Annotated in this window: 19 protein-coding genes; 4 read left to right on the forward strand and 15 right to left on the reverse strand. The window is 73.2% G+C overall.

What is annotated here, in order from left to right; genetic code table 11:
• Positions 1 to 48: 48 nt before the first annotated feature.
• Positions 49 to 906 carry a bifunctional methylenetetrahydrofolate dehydrogenase/methenyltetrahydrofolate cyclohydrolase gene (locus ACZOOI_RS10250; protein ID WP_465280407.1) on the reverse strand — a complete coding sequence of 286 codons (858 nt, stop codon included), beginning with the start codon at positions 904 to 906 and terminating at the stop codon, positions 49 to 51.
• Positions 903 to 3,092, reverse strand: coding sequence for an FUSC family protein (locus ACZOOI_RS10255; protein WP_465280408.1), 2,190 nt, complete (start codon positions 3,090 to 3,092; stop codon positions 903 to 905). The genes ACZOOI_RS10250 and ACZOOI_RS10255 overlap by 4 nt, the downstream gene beginning before the upstream one ends.
• Positions 3,093 to 3,327: 235 nt before the next feature.
• On the opposite strand from ACZOOI_RS10255, the gene ACZOOI_RS10260 reads away from it, so the two are divergent.
• Positions 3,328 to 3,945, forward strand: a complete 618-nt coding sequence (locus tag ACZOOI_RS10260; RefSeq protein WP_465280409.1) for an RDD family protein — start codon at positions 3,328 to 3,330, stop codon at positions 3,943 to 3,945.
• A 100-nt stretch (positions 3,946 to 4,045) separates the two neighbouring features.
• Here ACZOOI_RS10260 and purH read toward each other — a convergent pair whose 3' ends face one another.
• Both purH and purN read right to left on the reverse strand, forming a co-directional pair.
• The gene (gene purH / locus ACZOOI_RS10265; protein ID WP_465280410.1) at positions 4,046 to 5,635 is read right to left on the reverse strand and encodes a bifunctional phosphoribosylaminoimidazolecarboxamide formyltransferase/IMP cyclohydrolase; all 1,590 of its coding nucleotides are present in this window, start codon (positions 5,633 to 5,635) and stop codon (positions 4,046 to 4,048) included.
• The gene (purN, locus tag ACZOOI_RS10270; protein ID WP_465280411.1) at positions 5,632 to 6,276 is read right to left on the reverse strand and encodes a phosphoribosylglycinamide formyltransferase; all 645 of its coding nucleotides are present in this window, start codon (positions 6,274 to 6,276) and stop codon (positions 5,632 to 5,634) included. The genes purH and purN overlap by 4 nt, the downstream gene beginning before the upstream one ends.
• A 311-nt stretch (positions 6,277 to 6,587) precedes the next feature.
• Here purN and ACZOOI_RS10275 point away from each other — a divergent pair, with 311 nt between their 5' ends.
• Positions 6,588 to 7,250 carry a hypothetical protein gene (locus ACZOOI_RS10275; RefSeq protein ID WP_465280412.1) on the forward strand — a complete coding sequence of 221 codons (663 nt, stop codon included), beginning with the start codon at positions 6,588 to 6,590 and terminating at the stop codon, positions 7,248 to 7,250.
• A 282-nt stretch (positions 7,251 to 7,532) separates the two neighbouring features.
• On the opposite strand, the gene ACZOOI_RS10280 is transcribed toward ACZOOI_RS10275, so the two are convergent.
• Positions 7,533 to 9,410, reverse strand: a complete 1,878-nt coding sequence (locus ACZOOI_RS10280) for a cell division protein PerM (protein ID WP_465280413.1) — start codon at positions 9,408 to 9,410, stop codon at positions 7,533 to 7,535.
• A 130-nt stretch (positions 9,411 to 9,540) separates the two neighbouring features.
• Between ACZOOI_RS10280 and ACZOOI_RS10285 the strand changes: the two genes are divergently transcribed.
• The gene (locus ACZOOI_RS10285; protein ID WP_465280414.1) at positions 9,541 to 10,692 is read left to right on the forward strand and encodes an RNA polymerase sigma factor; all 1,152 of its coding nucleotides are present in this window, start codon (positions 9,541 to 9,543) and stop codon (positions 10,690 to 10,692) included.
• Between the two features lie 103 nt (positions 10,693 to 10,795).
• On the opposite strand, the gene sucD is transcribed toward ACZOOI_RS10285, so the two are convergent.
• From sucD to ACZOOI_RS10320, 7 genes are all read right to left on the reverse strand, one after another.
• Positions 10,796 to 11,680, reverse strand: coding sequence for a succinate--CoA ligase subunit alpha (gene sucD, locus ACZOOI_RS10290; protein ID WP_078975663.1), 885 nt, complete (start codon positions 11,678 to 11,680; stop codon positions 10,796 to 10,798).
• Between the two features lie 16 nt (positions 11,681 to 11,696).
• A complete protein-coding gene (gene sucC / locus ACZOOI_RS10295; RefSeq protein WP_360307845.1) occupies positions 11,697 to 12,872 on the reverse strand; it encodes an ADP-forming succinate--CoA ligase subunit beta in 1,176 nt (391 codons plus the stop codon).
• Between the two features lie 326 nt (positions 12,873 to 13,198).
• The gene (locus ACZOOI_RS10300; protein WP_465280415.1) at positions 13,199 to 13,549 is read right to left on the reverse strand and encodes a type II toxin-antitoxin system PemK/MazF family toxin; all 351 of its coding nucleotides are present in this window, start codon (positions 13,547 to 13,549) and stop codon (positions 13,199 to 13,201) included.
• Positions 13,546 to 13,800, reverse strand: a complete 255-nt coding sequence (locus ACZOOI_RS10305; RefSeq protein WP_391585335.1) for a hypothetical protein — start codon at positions 13,798 to 13,800, stop codon at positions 13,546 to 13,548. The genes ACZOOI_RS10300 and ACZOOI_RS10305 overlap by 4 nt, the downstream gene beginning before the upstream one ends.
• A gap of 40 nt (positions 13,801 to 13,840) precedes the next feature.
• A complete protein-coding gene (locus ACZOOI_RS10310; protein WP_465280416.1) occupies positions 13,841 to 15,004 on the reverse strand; it encodes a VWA domain-containing protein in 1,164 nt (387 codons plus the stop codon).
• Positions 15,001 to 17,304 (reverse strand): DUF5682 family protein, encoded by a 2,304-nt coding sequence (locus tag ACZOOI_RS10315; RefSeq protein WP_465280417.1) that lies wholly within the window; start codon positions 17,302 to 17,304, stop codon positions 15,001 to 15,003. The genes ACZOOI_RS10310 and ACZOOI_RS10315 overlap by 4 nt, the downstream gene beginning before the upstream one ends.
• Positions 17,304 to 18,380, reverse strand: a complete 1,077-nt coding sequence (locus ACZOOI_RS10320; protein WP_465281160.1) for an ATP-binding protein — start codon at positions 18,378 to 18,380, stop codon at positions 17,304 to 17,306. Before ACZOOI_RS10320 ends, ACZOOI_RS10315 begins: the two co-directional genes overlap by 1 nt.
• 220 nt (positions 18,381 to 18,600) lie before the next feature.
• Here ACZOOI_RS10320 and ACZOOI_RS10325 point away from each other — a divergent pair, with 220 nt between their 5' ends.
• Positions 18,601 to 19,179 carry a Uma2 family endonuclease gene (locus tag ACZOOI_RS10325; RefSeq protein WP_465280418.1) on the forward strand — a complete coding sequence of 193 codons (579 nt, stop codon included), beginning with the start codon at positions 18,601 to 18,603 and terminating at the stop codon, positions 19,177 to 19,179.
• Positions 19,180 to 19,204: 25 nt separating this feature from the next.
• Here ACZOOI_RS10325 and ACZOOI_RS10330 read toward each other — a convergent pair whose 3' ends face one another.
• The 3 genes from ACZOOI_RS10330 to ACZOOI_RS10340 form a co-directional block, all read right to left on the reverse strand.
• Entirely contained in the window at positions 19,205 to 20,683 is a 1,479-nt protein-coding gene (locus ACZOOI_RS10330; RefSeq protein ID WP_465280419.1) for a DUF5691 domain-containing protein, read from the reverse strand.
• A 131-nt stretch (positions 20,684 to 20,814) separates the two neighbouring features.
• Entirely contained in the window at positions 20,815 to 22,167 is a 1,353-nt protein-coding gene (locus tag ACZOOI_RS10335; RefSeq protein WP_465280420.1) for an SWIM zinc finger family protein, read from the reverse strand.
• 89 nt (positions 22,168 to 22,256) lie between these two features.
• Positions 22,257 to 22,667, reverse strand: coding sequence for a cobalamin B12-binding domain-containing protein (locus ACZOOI_RS10340; protein ID WP_391585341.1), 411 nt, complete (start codon positions 22,665 to 22,667; stop codon positions 22,257 to 22,259).
• Between the last annotated feature and the right edge of the window lie 336 nt (positions 22,668 to 23,003).

A 23,003-nucleotide genomic window follows, 5' to 3' on the forward strand; every position in this document is an offset into this window, starting at 1 on the left:
GGGCGCCCACGATCGCGCGGCCCGGGGCGAGGGTCCGACGCGGTTCGATCACAGGCTGGTGACCTGCCGCTCGGCGGCCTCGATGACGTTGGTGAGCAACATCGCGCGGGTCATCGGGCCCACCCCGCCGGGCATCGGGGCCACCCAGGCGGCCTTCTCGTAGGCCTCCGGGTGCACGTCGCCGACCAGACCCTGGTCGGTGCGGGTGATGCCCACGTCCAGCAGCACCGCGCCGGGCTTGACCATGTCCGCGCTGATCAGGCCGGGCACGCCGGCCGCGGCGACGACGACGTCCGCCTGGAGCACGTGGAACGGCAGCTCCTTGGTGCCGGTGTGGCACAGGGTCACCGTGGCGTTCTCGGTGCGTCGGGTGAGCAGCAGGCCGATCGGGCGGCCGACGGTGACGCCGCGGCCGATCACGCACACCTCGGCGCCGTTGATCTCGATGTCGTGCCGGCGCAGCAGTTCGACGATGCCGCGCGGGGTGCACGGCAGCGGCGCCTCCTGGCCCAGCACCAGCCGGCCCAGGTTCGTCGGGTGCAGGCCGTCGGCGTCCTTGTCCGGGTCCATCAGCTCCAGGACCCGGTTGGCGTCCAGGTGCCTGGGCAGCGGGAGTTGCACGATGTAGCCGGTACAGGCCGGATCCGCGTTGAGCTCGCGGATCACGTCCTCGACCTGCTCCTGCGTCGCGTCCGCGGGCAGGTTGCGCTGGATGCTGGCGATGCCCACCTGGGCGCAGTCGCGGTGCTTGCCGCGCACGTACGAGTGGCTGCCGGGGTCGTCACCCACGAGCACGGTGCCCAGACCCGGCGTGATGCCTCGGGCCTTCAGTGCCTCGGCCCGAACGGCCAGTTCGGCTTTGATGGCGGTGGCGGTGGCCTTGCCGTCGAGGATCTGCGCCTTCAAGTTCTGTCTCCTGGTCCGCGGTTTGGGGCCGGTCGCTGCGATTGTCCCGTATCCGCGTCGGTCGCGCGGCGGGCCCCGTGCAGGAGCCGGGCGGGCGGGGCCAGAATGCGTCGCTGGACGAACTCGGGCAGCTGCCGGGCGGGCAGTGGTTCGTTCGCCCGGGCGATGGTGCGACCCAGTCGTTTCAGGTGTTGGCGCAGCACCGGATACCCCCACAGATCCGGCTGGTCGGGCAGCGTCGGGGGGCGCCGCTCCTCGGCGGCGGAGGCCAGTTCGGCCAGGTAGGCGTCCAGCCGGTCGAGGTCGTCGGCGGGGATCGGCTCGGGTGGCTCGGTGCGGTAGGTCTCGGGTGCGGTCATCAGTCGATAGCCGAGCCGTTGGGCGGTCACGATCGCGGGCCACAACCGCTCGACGTCCAGCCGGCGGCCGGTGAACTCGCCCAGTGCCGCCTCGTACACGCTCCACAGGTCGAGCAGTTCGCGCCGGGCCGCCCGCCGGGTGCTGCCCCAGGCACGATCGTCCACGATCTGCCCGGTGACCGTGGCCCGCAGCAGCATCGACTCGGCCCGGATGGTCCGGCCGAGTTGGCGCGGCAGTCGGGTCGCCGACGCGCGCGGCCACAACACCAGGCTCGCGGTCAGGCCGACGGCCAGGCCCAGGACGGTGTCGATGACCCGGGTGGCGGCCAGGTCGCCCACGTGCGCGTCGGGTTGGCCGGTGGCGGCCAGGAAGAGGCCGACGGGGGTCACGCACGCGGCGCCCACGGCCAGGTTGCGGGCGATCACGGTCTGCGTCGCGCCGAACAGCAGCGCGACGGCGATCACCACGAGCCAGCGGTTGGGCATCAGGTCGTGGAAGAACAGCGCGATCACCGCGACGCCCACGAGCGTGCCGATCGCCCGTTGCAGCACCCGGCCGAAGTCCAGCACGACGTTGCCGCCCTGGAGCGCGGCGCCGGCCGCGATGGCCACCCACACCGGGTGCACCACCGGCAGCAGCGCGGCGGCCAGCGTCGCCGAGCCGACGCCCAGTCCGGTGCGCAGCGCGGTCGGCGGGACCAGGGACGCGCGGTCGAACGCGGCGCGCATGCGCTCGCCGGCGGTGGGCCGCCGGCCGGGGATGATCTCGCCCTCCTTGACCGCCGGTTGGCCGGCCGCGGCGGCGGCCGCCCGGAGCACCGTGCGCAGGTAGCGTTCGGCGGCGGTCTCGGTGTCGGCGAGCACCGCGGGCATCACCGGGACCAGCTTGGGCTGCCCGACCGCGCCGGCCAGTGCGCGCACGGTGTCCGTGATCTCCGGCGGCAGCGGCCGGGTGCGCTCGACGGCGAGCAGTTGGGCGGCCTGGAACAGGTCGAGCGCGCGCCGGCACAACACCCGCAGTCGACGGGCCTCGCCGGTGCGCCGATTGCGCTTGGTGTCGGCGCGCAACACGCTCACCCACGCGCTGTGCACGGTCTCGGACGCGCGATGTCGGGCGGCGTCGCTGGGCTGGTCGCCGATCGAGGCGAAGAAGTCGGCGAGCGCGTCGAAGCAGGCCGCGAGCGCCATGTGCTCGGGGTGGCGCGGACGGACCAGCCAGCCGGACATCGACACCAGCCATGCCCCGGCGGCGCCCACGAGCACCAGTGCGGCCCGCTCGGGGACCATGTCGGGTTGGTGCGGCAGGAAGGCGCCCATCGCGCAGACCAGGGTGAACATGTAGCCGCCCGGGCGGTCCACCTGCAATGCGCCGCACAGGAAGGTGGCGACGGTGGCGACCAGGGTGATCACCGGGACGTACAGGAGCGCGGTGCCGGCCGCGAGCGAGCCCAGGGTCAGCGACAGGGCCAAGCCCAGGCCGACCAATGCCAGGGTGATCGCCCGGCGCGCATACGGCTCCTTGGCCGCGTACAGCACGGTGTAGCCGCCCAGCGCGGCGAACGTGCCGTAGCCGACCCCCAGGGCGGCGGTGACGATCGCGAACGGGATGCCCACGCCGAGCGCGGCGCGCGCCCCGGCCGCCCAGGTGAAGCCTTTGCCGGTGAGCGTGACGAGGGGCTTGATCTGGTTTTGTGGGCCGAGTTCGGGCGGGTGCAGCGCCGGGAACGGCGGCAGCGTGGGCGGGTCGGAGGAGGCCGCCGAGGGCCCGGGCGGCAACGCGAGTGGTGTGCGTTGCGGCTGGGGTCCCGGGGTCGCCTGATCCTGCATCCTCCTATGCAACGCACCTTTCTCCGGGAATGCCAAGTCCCACCGCATGATCCCGATCACCGGAGCCGACAAAGACCTACCGGGCGCCAACCGCCCCGGTGTAACGTGCCGCCTCCAACAGGCTCCCGGGTGGTGGGGGCGACGCCGGGCCCGTTACGGCGCTCGCGCGTCGACGACCTCGGGGCCATCGGCGTCGCGTACCGCGAGTGCGCGCGTTCTCAGGGGAGAGTTACGCATGTCCCAACCTCCGGGTCCGTACGGCCCGACGCCCGGCTATGGCGCCGAAGGCCAGGGCTATGGTCAGCCCGCCTACGGTCAACCGGCGTACGGTCAGCCCGGCCCGCAGGCCGGCTACGGCCAGCCCTACGGCTACGGCCCACCGCCGAACATCGGCGACTACTGCGCGAGTTGGGGCCGCCGCGTGGGCGCGACCCTGCTCGACGGCCTGGTCGGGGCACTGGTCGCGATCCCGATGCTCGGCGGGTTCCTGTGGTTCGGGAGCGAGAGCACCGTGACCGAACACCTCGACGGTACCGAGACGACCACCTACGACGGCGGGCCCGGCCCGATCGTGCTGATGGTCGTCGGCGGCCTGGCGCTGCTCGGCTTCGGGCTCTGGCAGCTCTACCGCCAGGGCAAGACCGGCCAGACCATCGGCAAGGGCGCCGTCGGGATCAAGGTGCTGCGCGAGAGCGACGGGATGCCCACCGGCTTCGGGATGGCCTTCGTCCGCCAGATAGCACACTTCCTGGACTCGATCGCGTGCTACATCGGCTGGTTGTGGCCGCTGTGGGACGACAAGAAGCAGACGTTCGCGGACAAGGTCTGCTCGACGGTCGTGGTCAAGGTCTGAGCAGGAGCAAGGTGTGGGCGGCGTCCACATCGAGCGCACGAGGCGCGACCCCCGCCGGGGTCGCGCCTCGTGTGTGTCTCGGCCGGTCGGTGCCGCCGGCTCAGTGGAAGAAGTGCCGGGTACCGGTGAAGTACATGGTGATCCCGGCCGCACGCGCCGCCTCGACCACCTGTTCGTCGCGGACCGAGCCACCGGGCTGGACCACCGCCCGCACCCCGCCCGCGATCAGCACCTCCAGGCCGTCGGCGAACGGGAAGAACGCGTCGGACGCGGCCACCGAGCCGGCCGCCCGCTCCCCGGCCCGCCGCACCGCCAGCTTGGCCGAGTCGACCCGGTTGACCTGACCCATGCCCACGCCCACGGTCGCGCCGCCGGAGGCGAGCAGGATCGCGTTGGACTTGACCGCGCGCACCGAACGCCAGGCGAACACCAGGTCGCGCAGCGTCTCGGCGTCGGCGGGCTCGCCGGTGGCCAGCGTCCAGGCCGCCGCGTCGTCGCCGGGCGCCTGGTAACGGTCGGCGTTCTGCAGCAGCAGCCCGCCGTCGATCTGGCGGAACTCGGCCGGCGTGCGCGGTGCCTCGGGGGCGCGCAGCACCCGGATGTTCTTCTTGCGGGCGAGCACCTCGACCGCGCCGTCCTCGTAGTCCGGCGCGACGATCACCTCGGTGAAGATCTCCGCGACCTGCTCGGCCATCGCCACGCTCACCGGGCGGTTGATCGCGATCACGCCGCCGTAGGCGGACACCGGGTCGCTCGCGTGCGCCTTCAGGTGCGCCTCGGCGACGTTCTCGCCGATCGCGATCCCGCACGGGTTGGCGTGCTTGATGATCGCCACGCAGGGCTGCTCGTGGTCGTACGCGGCGCGCCGGGCCGCGTCGGTGTCCATGTAGTTGTTGTAGGACATCTCCTTGCCGTGGAACTGCTCGGCGCCCGCGAGGCCGCCGGTGCCGTCCACGTACAGGGCCGCGGCCTGGTGCGGGTTCTCGCCGTAGCGCAGCACGTTCTCCCGGCGGCGGACCGAGCCGAGGAAGGCCGGGAAGCTCTCCTCGTCGGCCGGCGCGTAGCCGTTCGAGAACCAGGAGGCGACCGCGACGTCGTACGCGGCGGTGTGCCCGAACGCCTCGCCCGCGAGCCGCTTGCGCTGCGCGAGGTCGAAGCCGCCCGCCCCGAGCGCGGCGAGCACGTCGGCGTAGCGGTCCGGGCTGGTCACCACCGCGACGGAGGGGTGGTTCTTGGCCGCGGCGCGGACCATCGACGGGCCGCCGATGTCGATCTGCTCGACGCACTCGTCCGCGGTCGCGCCCGACTCGACGGTCTGCGTGAACGGGTACAGGTTGACCACGACCAGGTCGAACGGCCGTACGTCCAACTCTTCGAGCTGCGCGCGGTGCGACTCCAGGCGCAGGTCGGCCAGGATGCCGGCGTGCACGCGCGGGTGCAGTGTCTTGACCCGGCCGTCCAGGCACTCCGGGAAGCCGGTCAGTTCCTCGACCTTGGTCACGGGCACGCCCGCGGCGGCGATTCGGGCGGCGGTGGAGCCGGTGGAGACCAGTTCGACGCCGGCCGCGTGCAGGCCCTGGGCCAGTTCCTCCAGACCGGTCTTGTCGTACACGCTGATCAACGCGCGACGGATCGGGCGGCGTGCCTCGTCCTCGGTGCCGGCGGTGGGGGTGGGGGCGGCGGAAGTCATGCGGGGATCCGGACCTTTCTTCCTTCGATGCGGTAGCCCTCGCGGGCCAGCCGGCCCACGACCTCGACGAGCAGGGTGCGCTCGACAGTCTTGATGCGCTCGTGCAACGCCTCGCCGCCGTCGGCGTGATCGCCGTCCTCGACCGCGACGACGCCCTGAGCGATGATCGGCCCGGTGTCCACGCCGGCGTCCACGAGGTGGACCGTGCAACCGGTCACCTTGGCGCCGTACGCGAGTGCGTCCCGGACGCCGTGCGCGCCGGGGAACGAGGGCAGCAGTGCGGGGTGGGTGTTGACGGTGCGTCCCTCGAAGCGGGCCAGGAAGCGCGGGCCCAGGATCTTCATGAAGCCTGCCGAGACCACCAGATCGGGTTCGTAGGCGGCGACCGCGTCGGTGAGCGCGGCGTCCCAGGCTGCCCGGTCCGGGTGATCGGCGACGCGTTCGACGAAGGTGGGCACGCCCGCCCGCTCGGCTCGGGTCAGCCCCGCGATGTGTTCGCGGTCGGCGCCCACGGCCACCACGCTCGCCCCGTACGCGGGATCCGCGCACGCGTCGAGCAGGGCCTGGAGGTTGGTGCCGGAGCCGGAGACCAGAACGACGAGCCGGGCCGGCCCGGGGATGCGCGGGGCGTGAACGGCCACTGCTTTTCGGCTCTTTCCGGAAGGGAAGGGCGGGAGGGGCACCAAATGGATTCGGGCTCTCGCCGGGATCTCGCACGGGTCCGGCGGGCGTTCCCCGACAGAAGGCGGGAACACGGAGCGGCGCCCGTACGTCCGCAACGATAGCGTCAGGGGGTAGGCAGTACCGAACCGGCGGGGTGGGATGCCGACGACGGGGCCGGGGACGGGGCCTTGGGGCCACTCGGCGCCGCCGCCCGGCTACGGTGCACCCCGCACACGTACGATCCTGGGAAGGGAATCCCGCGATCCGGCACGACGAGGGCAGGCAGAGGATGAGTACCGGCAACGAGACCGACGAGCGGGATCCCTACGCCCCGCCGCCGGAGGGTGCGCCCGATCGCCCGCCGGCCGCCCCGTGGAACGTGCCCGGCAACGGGCGAGGGGACGGCGGCAACGGGGGCGATCGGCACGGCCGCGAGGACCGGCCGCAGCGGGCGCCGCGCGAACCGCGCGAGCAGCCCGACCCCAAGGACATCCGGGTCCGCAATGGCCGACTGGCGCTGTGGTCGGGGGTGTGGGCGGTGTTCTTCGCGCTTTTCCTGCCGTCCGACCTGGGTCTGGTGCTCGGCGTGGTGCTGGGCGTGGTCGCCCTGGTGCTCGGCATCCGGACGGTGCGCGGGACGACGCCGGCCACGGCCGGGCCGCGGATCGAGGAGGGCCCGGGCGGCACCGCTCGGCACCCGGGGCACGCTCCGGGCGGGCCCGCCCATCGGCCGCGGGTGCGCCGACCGGCGGGCAGCCGCTCCGGCGCCGCGCTCGCGGGCCTGGTCACCGGCGCGATCGCGGTGGTCTACGTGCTGGGCGTGTGGACGTTCGAGGCGGTCAACAAGGACTACTACGACTGCATGGACAGCGCGCTCACCAAGACCGGCGAGCAGCGCTGCCTGGACAAGCTGCCGGAGCGCTACCACTTCCTCGTGGACGGCACGATCTAGGCCGTGTCCGGTGGATCTTGGTGGATGAGGTCGCGTCGTCCGGTGCCGTGGCTCGGCGTGCCGGAGAAGCAGCCGCATAGTGGTTCTCTTCGGCTGTTTCTCCGGTGCGGCGAGACGAGCGCAGCGAGGAGCCCGAAGGGCGGATGCCGGGCGGCGCGGCCCCACCAAGATCCGCCGGACACGGCCTAGGCGGTTGCCCTGTCCGGCGAACCTTGATCGGGCCGCGCCGCCCGGCCCGGGTGCGACCCGGGGCGTGCCGTCCCGCAGGGCTGTTCGGCGGGTCTACGACGGGCCGCCGGTGCCGAAGGCCGTCTCCGCTTCGGCGGGGGCGGCCTTCGGGTTCTCCCGGCCGCGCCACCAGGTCGTGACCAGTGCGGTCGGGGCGGCGACCAGCGCGATCTCGACGGTCAGCGCGGCCGCGGTGCGCCATACGTTCGGGCCCAGTTCGGCGAGGTTGGCCAGGCCCGCGGTGCCGGAGGCCAGTCGGGTCGAGGCGAGGGTGAGCAGGCCGACGCCCAGGGCCGCCCCGGCAGCGTGCGAGGTGACCGCGAGCCAGGCCCGCGGTGGTTCGGCGCGGGCCGCGAAAAGGCCCGCCACGACGCCTGCGAGCAGCGGAAGCACCGCGGGCGCCCAGGCGGTGGAGGGCACCGTGGTGGGGCCGGGCAGCGCGGCGAACAGGGGCAGCGTGGGCAGCGGGCCGAAGGTGCTGCCGGTGGGCGCGAGCGTGGTGGCCGCGCCGAGCGCGAACCCGGTGCCGGCCGCATAAGACACCGCCCACACGATCGCGTTGGGCACCAGCACGGCGCACAACACGGCCAGCGCCGCGAAGCCGACCGCGTCGTGCGTGGTCAGCGCCAACGCGATCCGGACCTGGCCGGCGTGCGCGAACAGGCACGCGAGCACCAGGAGCGCGCCGCCCGCCGCGAGCACGGCGGCCGAGGCCAGGCCGGCGCGCACGGCCGGCACCCGCACCAGCGCGGGCCCGAACGCGCCCAGCACTCCGGCCGCCAGGACGCCGAGTGCGGCCACCGCGACGGTGCCGGACTCCGGCCGCACGCTCGGCGTACCCACGCCGGCGGCGACCGCGTACAGCAACCCGGTGTACACCAGCGCCTGGGACGCCAGCACGATCGCGGTGCCGGCGAGGCCGTCCGCGAGCCGGCGGCCGAGCCGACACAGCAGCCAGATCAGCGGCACGGTCAGGCCGAGCGGGGCCAGCCGCAGCGGTACGACGGTCACGATCGGTTCGACCGAGCCGGTCGCCGTGTGGCTGATCTCGACGAACTCGAAGCCGACGTGATGCGCCGCGAGCCAGATTCCGCCGATCACGCGCAGCAGCGCCTGCGGGTGATCGAAGCTGCCGGAGGTGGCCCCGCACGTGGCCACGATCAGCACGAGCACCGCCACCGTGCCGAGCCCCGCCCCGACCGCGAGCAGCGCGGACACCACCCCGCGGGCGAGGGCCTGCGCGATCCGGGCGGTGTCGGGGCGGCGGCGGGCTAAGCCGGCCACCGCGGCCACGCCCGGCAGGCCGAGGAGGACGGCGGTCGGCGGACGACCGGGCGGCGGCGGACCCCACGGCTGCGCTCCGAACGGCGCGGGCTCGCCGGGCGCCTCGACGGGGCTCGACACCGGCAGCGCGCCGGGCGGACGGTCGGGCCTGGGCGGGGCGACGATCGGCGGTGCCTGGGGACGGGGCGGCGGGGGCAACGACGCGGGGGCCTCGGTGGGCCCGGGGGCCTCCGTGGGCTCGGCTGCCTCGAGTGAATCGGTGGCCTCGGCGGGCTCGGGCAGCTCCGACAGGCCCGGCGGGGCCGGCGGGTCGGCTGCTTCGGGGTGCGCGGCGGCTTCGGGCGGCGCGGCCGCTTCCGACCGCTCCGGCGGTTCGGATGCCCGCGCGGGCTCGTCGGGCGGCCCGGGCCCCACGGCCGGTGCCGTTTCCGGCGTCGGGCCCGGCGCCCCTTCCGGGAGCGGTTCCGGCAGCGGCTCGGGGGTCGGGTCCGGTGTCGGTTCGGGTGTCGGTTCGGGTGTCCGGCCGAGCGCCTCCCCGAGGGACCCGGGCGGCGGAGCCGAAAGGTGCTCGACGCCCGCCCACGACGTGGAGCCGGCCACCGTCCAAGGCGCCGACGGGCCGTGCTCGGTTTCCGGCGTTTCGGTCACGCCCCCCATGCTGCCCACGCCGCTACGATCCGAGCCGCATATGACCACGAGGCATGACAGAACACCCCATTTGATCGATTGAGTTGGTTAATATGCATTATCGATCGACCCTCGGGTACCTCACGCCCCCATGGGCATCGACGACGAGCGGACCGTGCCGCACGAGCGCGCCTCGGGCTTCGACGCCCTGCATGCGGCGATCGCACCCGACATCGCGCGGTACGCATATCTGCTGACCGCGAGCCCCACCCGGGCCGCGCACGTGACCCGGAACGTGTTCGCCCGGGTCTGGCGGGACCTGCCGGACGTCGAGAACACCCCCGCCGATGCCGCCCATGTACGCACTCTCGCGGGTGACCTCGCGCTCGGTCGCCGGTTCCTGCTGCGGCGCGCCCTCTGGCGACTGGTACCGCATCCGGACCGCACCGACCGGGTCGTCCCGCACGCCGAGGACGACGCGCATCGCGACCAGGACATCGCGCTCCTGCGCGCGCTCCAGCGGGTGCCCAGCCACCGTCGGCGGGTGTTCGTGCTGCGCCACCTGTACGGGATGTCGCCGGAGCAGGTCGCGGTCGAGACGGAGGCGACCACCGAGGCCACCCGGATCCGGCTCCTGCACGCGCACGAGGACCTCGCCGAGCTGGTGCCCGCGCTGACCGGCCCGTCGCCGAACTGCCCCGAGGCCCACGACTTCCTGACCACGATCACCCGTGACCTCGCGGCTCGCCACGAACCCCGGGTACCCGGTCCGCACGCGTCCCGGGTGGGCAGCAGGGCCCGGGCCTCGCTGCTCGTCGCGGTGGTCGCGGCGGCGATCCTCGCCCTGCTGATCGCCTCGCTGCCGCGACTGCTCGCTCCGGGCACCTCACGCGACTCGCGGGGCGGCTACCGGGTCCCGGCGATCACCGGCTCCGCGGCGGCCCGCAGACTGCCGCCGGTGCCCGCCGATCTGGCGGCCCCACGGCCGCCGGCCGCCGCCCCGCCCGCCCCGGAGGCCGACACCCCGGAGCCCGCCACAACCACGCCCGCGGCACCGGAACCGGAGCCGACCCCCGCCGAGCAGTCGCCCGCGCCCGAGCCCGCCGGCGCGGCCGAACCGACCACCCCGCGGTTGCAGCTCGTGGTGCCCACCGCAGGGCGGCAGGCCGGCCCGGCCTCGACCCGGGTGTCCGCGCCCGCCCCGCCCTCGCGCGGCCCGGCCGCGCTGCTGGCTCCGGAGACCGGGTTCACCCTGGACACGAGCTGCGTGGACAACGGGCTGCGACGTACACCGCAGCACTGACCGGACGACGCGTGCGGTCGCACCCGTCCGGAAACCACGACGCCCCGCGCACCGCCTGGAAGGCGGCTCGCGGGGCGTCGTGGGTCACGGGTGACCGGGTGGGTCAGCCCGCCATGATCTCGCGCATCAGGCGCGCCGTCTCGGACGGCGTCTTGCCGACCTTGACGCCGACGGCCTCGAGCGCGTCCTGCTTGGCCTGCGCGGTGCCCGAGGAGCCCGAGACGATGGCGCCGGCGTGGCCCATGGTCTTGCCCTCGGGGGCGGTGAAGCCCGCGACGTAGCCGACGACCGGCTTGGTGATGTGCTCGGCGATGTAGGCCGCGGCACGCTCCTCGGCGTCGCCGCCGATCTCGCCGATCATCACGATCGCGTCGGTGTCCGGGTCGTCCTGGAACGCCTGGAGGCAGTCGATGTGCGTGGTGCCGATGATCGGGTCGCCACCGATGCCGACGGCGGTCGAGAAGCCGATGTCGGCCAGCTCGTACATCATCTGGTAGGTCAGCGTGCCCGACTTGGACACCAGACCGATCCGGCCCGGCTTGGTGATGCTCGCCGGGATGATGCCCGCGTTGGACTGGCCGGGGGTGATCAGGCCGGGACAGTTCGGGCCGATGATCCGGGTCTTGTTGCCCTTGGCGCCGGCGAGCGCCCAGAACTGCGCGGTGTCGTGCACCGGCACGCCCTCGGTGATGACCACCGCGAGGCCGATCTCGGCCTCGATGGCCTCGACCACGGCGTCCTTGGTGAACTTCGGCGGCACGAAGACCACCGTGACGTCCGCACCCGTGGCCTCCATCGCCTCGGCCACGGTGCCGAATACCGGTACCTCGGTGCCGTCCACGTCGACCGTGGTGCCGGCCTTGCGCGGGTTCACGCCACCGACGATGTTCGTCCCGGAGGCGAGCATCCGGTGGGTGTGCTTCATCCCCTCGGAGCCGGTCATGCCCTGGACGATGACCTTGCTGTCCTTGGTCAGGAAGATAGCCATGTTGGGTCGGTCTCCCTTACTTCGCGGCAGCGAGCTCGGCGGCCCGCTCGGCCGCGCCATCCATGGTGTCCACCTGCTGGACCAGCGGGTGGTTCGCGTCGGTGAGGATCTGACGACCCAGCTCCGCGTTGTTCCCGTCCAGACGCACGACGAGCGGCTTGGTGACCGCCTCGCCCTTCTGCTTCAGCAGTTCGAGCGCCTGCACGATGCCGTTCGCGACCGCGTCGCACGCGGTGATGCCGCCGAAGACGTTGACGAACACCGACTTGACGTCGGCGTCGCCCAGGATGATCTCCAGGCCGTTCGCCATCACCTCGGCGGACGCGCCGCCGCCGATGTCGAGGAAGTTGGCCGGCTTCACGCCGCCGTGGTTCTCCCCGGCGTACGCGACCACGTCGAGCGTGGACATGACCAGACCCGCGCCGTTGCCGATGATGCCGACCGAGCCGTCGAGCTTGACGTAGTTGAGCCCCTTGGCCTTGGCCGCCGCCTCCAGCGGGTCGGCCGCGTCCTTGTCCTCGAGCTCCGCGTGGTCGGGGTGCCGGAAGTCGGCGTTCTCGTCCAGCGAGACCTTGCCGTCCAGCGCGATGATCTTGCCCTCTTCGGACTTGATCAGCGGGTTGACCTCGACGAGCGTGGCGTCCTCTTCGACGAAGACGGTCCACAGCGTCTTGAGGGTCGCGACGATCTGGTCGTGCAGCTCGGCGGGGAACTTCGCCGCCTCGACGATCTCGCGGGCCTTGGCCTCGGTCACACCCTCGATCGCATCGACCGGGATCTTGGCGAGCGCGTCGGGGTTCTCCTCCGCGACGACCTCGATCTCGACGCCGCCCTCGACGGACGCCATCGCGAGGAAGGTGCGGTTGGTGCGGTCGAGCAGGAACGAGACGTAGTACTCGTCCACCGGCTTGGCCAGACCGGCCAGCATGACCTTCTTGACGATGTGGCCCTTGATGTCGAGACCGAGGATCTGCTCGGTCTTCTCGACGACCTCGTCGGTGCTGAAGGCCAGCTTCACGCCGCCGGCCTTGCCGCGGCCACCGACCTTCACCTGAGCCTTGACGACGGCCTTGCCGCCCATGCGCTCGGCGGCGGCCCGTGCCTCCTCCGGCGTGAAGACGACTTCACCGGGCAGAACCGGCACACCGTGCTTAGCGAAGAGATCCCTCGCCTGGTACTCGAACAGGTCCACGCGGGTCCGTCCTTGTGATCGCGATCGGATATGCGGAACATGCGCAGCCGCGTCCGTCGTCGCACAGGTCCGGCAGGCTCGCCCCCAGTTCTGGTGGACGGCGTCCGCACGCGTAGCTGATCCGCCTTGCAGGTTATCGGGCAGGAGTGCTAGGTCCGAAACGGGGTCTTGGGCACGCCGCTCGGGAGACCCCCACCCAGGGCCCGGACGCACGTCGAGATCCGCCCGTTTACGCCTGTTCCACCGTGACACAGGGAACACATCGAAACGGACCGTGACAGCGTGGATGTGGCCGATCCCACCCGACGCCGCCGGCGGAGTGCTGCTCACATGCCGAGGAAGTCGGACAACCAACCATGGATGTCAGCCATCTCGAGCTCGCTCGCAAAACCCAGACGGCGGCCGAACCGAAGGTGTGAGACCGCTCGCACATCCTCGGGCCTGGCGAAGCTCACGTTGCCGAGCCCGGACGCCGAACTTGACACCTTCACCTGCTGGGGCAACCCGCGGTCCCGACTGGTCAACGGCACCACGATCGCCATCCCGCGCATCACGCGGTTGTACTCGTCACTCGAAACGACAACGCAAGGCCGCCGCCGCCCCTGTTCGTGCCCGGCCACGGGCTCCAGGTCGACCATCCACACGTCGCCTTGGCGCGGTCGAAGAGCAGGGCTCACTCGGATGCCTCGTCATCCAGACCGTCGGCCAGAGTGGCTTCCCATTCGCCCTGCTCCGCCCGGTAGGAGCGCCACTCGTCGGGATCCGCCTCCAAGCGGGCCATGGCCGCTTCGATCGCCGCGAATCGTTCGGCCCGTTCCTCGCGCTCTATGGCGGCGGCGATGACCGCGCCCATCGACATCTCCCGTTGCTCCGCCAGGCGCGCGATCCGGTCTCGCAGTTTGGCGTCTATCTTCACCGTTGTCTGCATACCAAAGAGCATACTCCTCGGTCTACCGATCAGGACACCATTACGGCTCCGGCACCGGAAGCGGCAGACCCTGGATCGCCGCTGCCATCACCTCCGGGAACAGGTCGGGGGTGCAGGCGAAGGCCGGGCTGCCGAGAGCGGCCAGTGCCGCGGCGTTGGTGTGGTCGTACGCGGGGGCGCCCTCGTCGGAGAGGGCCAGCAGGGTGACGAACGAGGTTCCGGCGGCCTGCATGCTCGCCGCGCGGCGCAACATCTCGTCCCGCACGCCGCCCTCGTACAGGTCGCTGATCAGCACCACGACCGTCTCCGCCGGGCGAGTGATCAACGATTGGCAGTAGGCGAGCGCGCGGTTGATGTCGGTGCCGCCGCCGAGCTGGGTGCCGAACAGCACGTCCACCGGATCGCTCAGTCGTTCGGTCAGGTCGACCACGTTCGTGTCGAAGACGACCAGCGAGGTCTTGAGCGAGCGCATCGAGCCCAGCACCGCGCCGAAGACCGACGCGTAGACCACCGAGGCCGCCATCGAACCGGACTGGTCGATGCACAGGATCACGTCCTTCTGCACCCCGTGCCGCTGCCGGCCGTAGCCGACCAGGCGCTCCGGCACGATCGTGCGGTGCTCGGCCTGGTAGTGCTTGAGGTTGGCCTTGATCGTGGCGTTCCAGTCGATGTCGTGGTGACGCGGGCGGTTGATCCGGGTCGCCCGGTCCAGCGCGCCCTGGACCAGGCTCGTGGTGCGCTGCGCGACCCGGCGCTCCAGGTCGTCGACGACCGTGCGGACCACCGCGCGGGCGGCCTCCTTGGTGGCCTCGGGCATCAGCTTGTTGAGCGCGAGCAGGGTGCCGACCAGGTGTACGTCGGGTTCGACGGCGGCCAGCATCTCCGGCTCCAGCAGCAGCCGGGTCAGGTCGAGCCGCTCGATCGCGTCCTGTTGGAGGATCTGTACGACGCCCGCCGGGAAGTGCTCGCGGATGTCGCCGAGCCACCGGGCCACCGACGGCGCGGAGGCACCCAGGCCGGCCGCGCGCGGGCCGCTGCCGCGTCTGCTGCCGCGCGGGGCCGGGGTCTCCGGGCGGTACAGCGCGGCCAGGGCCCGGTCGATCCGGATGTCGTCGCCGGTGGGCCCGTAGCCGGTGCCGTCCGCGTCGCCGCCGAGTACCAGACGCCAGCGGCGCAGGCGTTCGTCGGCCGTGCTCTCGCTCATCGGGTGGTCACCTTTCGGCGTTCGAGGCCGAGGATCTCGGCCAACAACGGCAGCGTGGCGTCCGCGCGCCCGGCGTCGAACAGCTCGGCGCTCGCGGCCGGGGCGGCGCGGTGTGCCGGGGTGCGCACCCGCTCGCCGAGCATGCGCCGCTCGGCCGCCGCGAAGGTGGCGAAGGTGCGCCGCAGCAGCGGCAGGATCTCGGTGAACAGATCGGCCGGGGTGTCGGTGATCCACTCGTCGACCAGGGCCATCAGCCGCTCGTCGTGCACGAGCAGCATGCCGCCGCCGGCCAGGAAGCCCTCGATCCAGGCGGCCGATTCGCGATGCGGAACACCCCTGGTCAGCGCCCGAGCCAGGCGCGGAGCGGCCGTCTGCGGGTCGAGTCGGCCCAGGTCGAGCAGCAGTCGGGTGGCCCGGCCGGTGAGCAGGCCGGGCAGGTTCTCCCGGTCGGCGAGCCGGTCCAAGGTCGCGTACCAGTCCTGCTGTTGCTCGTCGCCGAGCAGTTGTACGGCCGCGTGCACGGCGTCCAGGTGTCGGCGCATCGCCTTGGCGCCGTCGTCGTCCAGGCCCGCGCAGGCCGGCAGCAGCCCGACGCAGATCCGGACCACCAGGCCGGCCACCACGGTGCCCAGCGCGGAGGTGTCGGTGCCGCGCACGTCGCCGTAGCGCAGCGCGCGCACCAGCCCCGGCAGCGCCTCGGCGAGTTTGCCCACGTCGGTGTCCAGCGCGGCGCGCTGGTCCAGGACCCGCATGATCAGCGGCAGCGCGTCGGGCAGGTCGGCGCGCAGGCAGCGCTCGGCCACGTCGGTGACGTCGGCGAGCGATTCGGCCCGGATCGCCAGATCGGCCGTGCGTGCCGCGGCGGCGGCGAGCACGGTGGTCCCCCACACCCCGGCCTCGGCGACCCGGATGGCCAACTCGGGCTGCCAGTCCAGGCGCCAGGTCTCGCGGAAGGTGCCCTTGCTCTCCCGGGCCCGGGCCGGCACACCCCACGGGATGTCCAGCAGCGCGAGTCGGTTGAGCAGTCGGCTGCGGTCGGCGTGCGACTCCTTGCGCAGGTCGAGTTCCAGTTCGCGGGCCGAGGGCTCGGGCTTCAGGCGCAGTCGGCGCTGCTCGCGGGACAGGTCGCGCTGGAGCGGTACGGCGGGCACCGTGGCGGGCACCTCGCCGATCACGTCGCCCACCACGAGGGCGTCATGCACCAGTGCGAGCGGCCCGGTGACGCCGTCGCACATCACCGCGCGGACCGCCTCGATCGTCTCGTCCAGGCCGGCCAGCGGGCGACCGCGCAGCGCGGCCAGGGCGCTCGCGTGCCGGGTGGCCTCGATCACGTGTGCGGAGGACACCGGATGGCCCGCGTCGCGCAGCAGCGAGGCGATCCGGACGAACCAGCGGGGCAACAGTTCGCGTTCGTCGGTGTTCGCGTACAGGTGTCGGTACCACCCGGGCGAGGCGACGCCCGCGCCGTAGCCGGAGCTCTGCGCCAGCCGGCGGTGCGTCCAGGGCACCCAGGTGGTCTCGACCTTGACCTTGGCCCGGTGCGGCGCCAGCAGCGCCCGGTCGGCGGCGGCCGAGGGGAGCCGGGCGAGCGCGGGCAGGTGCCAGGCGCCGCACACCACGACGATCCGCCGGTGGCCGGCACGGCGAGCGGACCGGATGCACTGGCGCATGTGCGCCTCGCGCAGCCGTTCGACGTCGGGCTCGACGTCCGGTGCCGCCGTCGGGTCGGGCTCGGGCTCGTCCTCGCGCAGCGCGGCCATCGCGTCGGCGAGCGCCGCGAACGGGGTCAGCGCATCGCCGCCGGTGGGCAGCCGGTGCTCGATCACGTCCTCCCACCAGCGCTCCGGGTCGTCCTGGCCGGCCAGCCGGGCGAGTTCCGCGATCGGGTCGACGCGCGGCGGCGCGGGCGTGGCCTCCTCGTTCTCGGGCGAAGCGGTCGCGGCGCGCTCCTTGCGGGCCCGGTCGAGCGTGAAGGACACCGCGACCGGCAGGTCGACGAAGCGGATCGGGACGCCGTGGGCGCCGGCGTACCGGATCGCCACCCACTCGGGGCTGAAGTCGGCGTACGGCCAAAAGCCCGCCTGCGCGGGATCGTCGGCCGCGTGCGCGAGCAGTGCGACGGGCGGGCGCATGTCGGGGTCGGCGGCGAAGGACAGCAGCACGTCCGCCTCGGGCGGGCCCTCGATCAGCACGATGTCGGGCTCGACCTGAGCGAGCGCGGCGGCCACCGCCCGGGCCGAACCCGGCCCGTGGTGCCGCACGCCGAGCAGGATCGGCGGGTCGACCGGTGGGTTCGCCATCAGGCCCGGTCCGCGTCGCGGCAGGCCCGGTAGAAGTCCTGCCAGTCGGCGCGCGGACGCACCGCCGTCTCCAGGTATTCGCGCCAGACCAGGGTGTCCGCCGCCGGGTCCTTGACCACCGCACCCAGGATGCCCGCGGCCACGTCCGCCGAACGCAGCACGCCGTCGCCGAAGTGTGCGGCCAGCGCGAGGCCGCCGGTGACCACGGAGATCGCCTCCGCGGTGGACAACGTCCCGGACGGGGTCTTCAGTTTGGTCCGCCCGTCCTCGGTGAGGCCGGCCCGCAGTTCGCGGAACACCGTGACCACGCGCCGCAGTTCGGCCTCGGCGGCGGCCACCGGCGGCAGGTCGAGCGAGGAGCCGAGCTGGGCCACCCGGCGACTGACGATGTCCACCTCGGCGTCGGCGGTCGCCGGCAGCGGGAGCACCACGGTGTTGAATCGGCGGCGCAGCGCGGAGGACAGGTCGTTGACCCCGCGGTCGCGGTCGTTGGCGGTGGCGATCAGGTTGAACCCGCGCACGGCCTGCACCTCGTCGTTCAACTCCGGTACCGGCAGCGTCTTTTCGGACAGGATGGTGATCAGCGAGTCCTGAACGTCGGCCGGGATGCGGGTCAACTCCTCGACCCGGGCGACCAGTCCGTGACTCATCGCCCGCATCACCGGACCGGCCACCATGGCCGCGCGACTGGGCCCGTGGGCAAGCAATCGGGCATAGTTCCACCCGTACCGGATGGCCTCCTCGGGGGTGCCGGCGGTGCCCTGGACCAGCAGCGTGGAGTCGCCGCACACGGCGGCGGCCAGGTGCTCGGACACCCACGTCTTGGCCGTGCCCGGCACGCCCAGGAGCAGCAGCGCGCGGTCGGTGGCCAAGGTGGTGACGGCGACCTCGATGATCCGCCGGGGTCCGATGTACTTGGGCGAGATCACCGTCCCGTCCGGCAGCGTGCCGCCGAGCAGGTAGGTCGCCACCGCCCACGGCGAAAGCTTCCAGCGCGGCGGCCGGGGCCGTTCGTCGGCGGCGTCGAGCGCGGCCAGTTCGTCGGCGAACGCGTCCTCGGCATGGGCCCGAAGCACACTCTGCTCAACCGGTTCAGCGGACACAGTCACGGCGCTCCCCCAAGGCTCGAACAAACCCGAACAGAACCCATCCTGCCGCCCGGGTCCGACACCTTCGGGGCTGCCGATGTTCGCCTGATCACTCACATGAGCGACCTCGCGCCGATCTCGGGCCCTGCGGGGAAATCTGCCTACTATCGTCCCAGGGTCCATTGACGACGCTGGGAGGCCGCCGGTGATGACGCAGGCACTACCGGAATGGTTCTACCCCGGTCCCGAGGACGGTTGGACCGCCGAGGATCTCGATCGGCTTCCGCCCGAGGCTCCGCGTCGGATAGAGCTGATCCACGGAGCCCTCATCGTGATGTCGCCACAGTCCCTCTTCCACATGCGGGTCCTGAACCGGCTCAACGCCACACTGGAAGCTCAGGCGCCGCCGAACCTCTTCATCGCCCGAGAGATGACGGTTCGCCTGGGACGCAGGTCGCGTCCGGAGCCCGACATGACAGTGGTGGACGCCACCGCCGCGCAAAACCCGGAGCTGACCGCCTTCCAGCCCGCCGATGTTCGCCTGGTCGTCGAGGTCGTGTCTCCCGAGTCGGAGGATCGCGATCGGGAGATCAAGCCCGCGCTCTACGCGAAGAGCGGCATCCCGCACTTCTGGCGCATCGAGAAGGACATGGGTAGCGCCGTGGTCTACGTCTACGAACTCGACCCCGCGACGCAGGCGTATGTCGCGACCGGGGTGCACCGCGGGACCATGAAGCTCGACGTGCCGTTCCCGCTTGTGCTCGATGTGGGCGCGCTGACCCGCTGAACGATCCGGCGGGCGCACTCGCGGTTCAGCCGCCCAGGAGTTCCGCGCGCATCGTGGCCCGGTAGTGCAGGGTGTCGGCCAGGGCGCGGAAGGCCTTGGGCCATTCGCCCTCCCCCGCGGCCAGGTGCTCCACGCGGTCGACCACGGCCGGGTCCAGGCCGCGGCCGGCCACGTCCCGGGCGCCGCTGAAGCTCCACGGATAGCCGCCGCTCCCGGCCGCGCTCGCGAGCGCGTCCAGGACCGCGTCACCCAGCACCGCCGGCCACGGCGTCGGGCAGTTGGTCAGCAGTTGCAGCGCCTCGGACAGCCCGTGCGCGGCGATGTGCCGGGCCACGTGTTCGGCGCACTCGGCCGCCGGCAGCACGGTCAGCAGCCGGGTGGGCGCACCGCGCCCGGCCAGCGCCCGGGCCCACTCGACGTCGCGCTGGAGCACTGCAGCACGGGCCCACCCCTCCCGGACGTCCTCCGCGAACCGACGCGGCAGCGCCCGCGCCACGATCTCCTCGGGGCTCGCCCCGAACACCTCCCGCCACACCGCGAGCGGCGTGGCGGCGACGATCTCGCCCAACCACCACGAGTGGTCCTCGCGCCCGGTCGGCGACGTCTCCGCGATGCCGTCCCGCCGCATCGCCGCATCGCAGCCGCTCGGCGGCACCACCAGCACCCGCCCCGCGCCGCCGGGCCGCAGGCAGGCCAGCGCGCGCTCGCGCATCCGGGCGGCGAAGGCCGAGCCGGGCAATTCGGTGAGCAATCGCGCGGCGGCCACCCGAACCACCTTGGCCCGATCGTCCAGCGCCTCCTCCAGGAACGGCTCGTCCCGCGCCGACAACCCGGTGCGCAGCGCCGCCACCCACACCGCCCGATCCTCCGCGGGCTCGGCGCTCCAGACCCGGGCCAGCAGCCCCCGGGCGGCATCCGGGTCACCGGTGCGCAGTGCCTCGAACGCGGCGAGCCGCTCGCCGAAGCGCCCGTGCCGCCACAGCTCGATCGGATCGTCCGGGTCCGGCACCGCGACCCGGGTCAGCCACGCCCACTCCGGGTTGAGCCCGGCCAGCCAGCGGCCGCGCGGTCCGGCCAGGTCGGCCACGATCTCGCGCAGATCGGTCCGCGAGCGCGCCGCCGTCAACAGCGCGGGCAACTCGGACTCGGGCGCGCGCAGTCCGGCCGCGCGGGCCAGCGTGAGCCATTCGGGCAGGAAGTCCATGCCGTCGCCCTCGAGCAGGATCCGCAGCCGCACCCGGGCCCGTTCCGGCACCGACGGCCGCGTGTCCACCTCGGCGCACGGCGCCGGCGGCGCACCCGCCGGGGCCCGCCGGCCCGCACGCCGGTGCACCATCACGATCGCGGCCAGGTCGAGCAGCCGCACCGCCTCGTCCGCCCGGTCCACCTGCGCGGCCAGCGCCCCGAGCGCGTCCTGCGCGGGCAACTCCGCGGCCGGCCGCCGTCCGGTGCCCACCAACGCCGCCGACACCAGGTCGTCCCACACCGGATCCGCCACCCGCATCCGAACTCCCCTTCCGCACAGGCCGATCGACGGTGCCGACCGACTCCGGTGATGGTTTTGCGGGCCCTCCACGGCCGGCTCCCCGCGCCATGGCGTGCGGCACGCGGCACACGGCCATGACGCGCGGCCGACTACAGCTGCACGGCCTGCCCCTCGTGCCACGCGGTCACCGGGACGAATCCGCGCGCGCCGTACTCGCCGAACACGGTCAGCCCGGCGCCTCCGGACATCGCGGACAACCGCCACAACGCCTGCTCGCCGGTGCGCGCCCGATCCACCGGCAGCCAGAACCCGTCCGCGCCCGCGATCCGCCACCCCATCGGCTCCGGCACGGCGACCACGTCGGCCAGCACCACCGGCCATGCCTCCAGCCACGGTTCGCTGCGCAACGCCTCGGCGTAGCCCAGGGTGGCCTCCTCCGGCCCGACCCCCGCCGGCTCCGCGCCCGCGACCGGCGCGCCGCCGCGCTCGCCGAGCGCGGCCCGCAGCGGCACCGCGTCGTCGTGGAAGGCCGCGTCGGCCTCGATCAATCGGCCCACCGGCAGGGCCAGTTGCGGCGCGCGCCCCTGCGGCCCGAAGGCCAGCACGAGCGCCGGCCGGCCGGACCGCTCGCCGCGCAGCCAGATCCGACGCTCCGTCAGATTGCCGTCCGTACTGTCCCGGCTGCCCAGCACCAGCCACCGGTCGTGCACCACCGTGCCCGCGTCGCGCGCCCTGCGCAGCACGTCCTCCGCGTCCACAGTCCAGCCGATCCGCGCCCGCAGCCCGGCCACCAGGGACGGGTCCAGGTCGTCGGCGTGTTCGTGGGCGCGCAGGAGCAGCCACAACTCGGCGTAGTCCTCCAGGAGTCGGCCGGGCCAACCCTCCGCCCCGGACGCCGGTATCGCCCCGGCCGCCCGCAGCCGGGCCGCCAACCCCGGCGCCTTGGCGTCGACCATGCGTTCGGCGATGCCGTCCCACATGGCGTATCCCTCGCGTTCGCTGCCCGCCAGGCCCTGATGGACCCGGTCGGCCAGCCAGCGGCGCAACCGCTCGGCGCCCTCGGCGACCTGGGCCGCGCGCTGGTCGGCCCGTCGTCGGGCCGCGGCGGGGTCGGCCGGTGCGGACCCGGCCGACGCGCTCTTCCCGGCCCGCTCCCGGCGCCCGGTCAGCCACGCGTCGGCCCAGTCGGGCGCGGTCGCGTCGGCCGGCACGGCCACCGGGTCGGCCGCCCACAGGAGCAGCAGGCCGAGTACGTGCTTGCAGGGGAACTTGCGGCTGGGACACGAGCATTGCGACGCCGGGCCGCCGAGATCGACCACGGTGCGGTACGGCGTCGCGCCGCTTCCCGCGCACTCGCCCCAGACCGCGCCGGTCCCCCCGGCGAACTCCGCGGCGCCCGCGGCCGACCATGGCCGCGGCACCGCCAATCCGCTCCCGGCCTTGCGTGACGCGGCGTCAGGCGCGAGTGCCAGCACCTGTTCTGCGGTCCACCGTTCCAGCATGACGGTCACGGTACGGGCCCGCACCGACACGTGTGCACCGGCCGGGAGAACGAGCCGGCCGGTTGTCCGGATCCGGGTGAAGTGCCCGGTCAGGCAGCGGTGGTCGCCACGTGTGCGCGTACCCAGTCGACGATGTCCGTGGTCGGCGCGCCGGGGGTGAAGACCGCCGCGACGCCGATCCGCTTCAGCTCCGGGACGTCCTCCTCCGGGATGATCCCGCCACCGAACACCAGGATGTCCTCGGCCTCGCGCTCCTTGAGCAGTTCGATGACCTTCGCGAAGAGCGTCATGTGCGCGCCGGAGAGCACCGACAGGCCGATCGCGTCGGCGTCCTCCTGGATGGCCGTCTCGACGATCTGGATCGGGGTCTGGTGCAAGCCGGTGTACACCACCTCGAAGCCCGCGTCGCGCAGTGCGCGGGCGACCACCTTGACGCCCCGATCGTGCCCGTCGAGTCCGGGCTTGGCCACCACGATCCTGATCGGTCCGGGAACACCCATCACTGCCTCCATGTACGTAGCGAAGCCCTCGCCCGGAGCGTAACCCGCTGCCGGGACGGCCTGCCGAAGGGTCCCCGGCCGGCCGCGCGCCGGGAAGTCCCGCCCGCACGTACGCCCGATCGACCCCGCCCCGGTCCGCGCCGACGCGGCGGGCGGCGCCGCACCGCCGGGACGACACCTCGATCGGGCGGCCGGGACGGTGTCGCCGGTCGGCCGCGGCGCCGGTCCGCAGCCCGCCCGAGCGGGTTCGGCCGTGCCGGATCGCGTCACCCGCTCGGCGGTCTGACCTGCGGTTCTTATCGCGAGGATTGTCCTGTGAACGTCAAGAGCACTACA

This window comes from Embleya sp. L77, assembly GCF_055557415.1.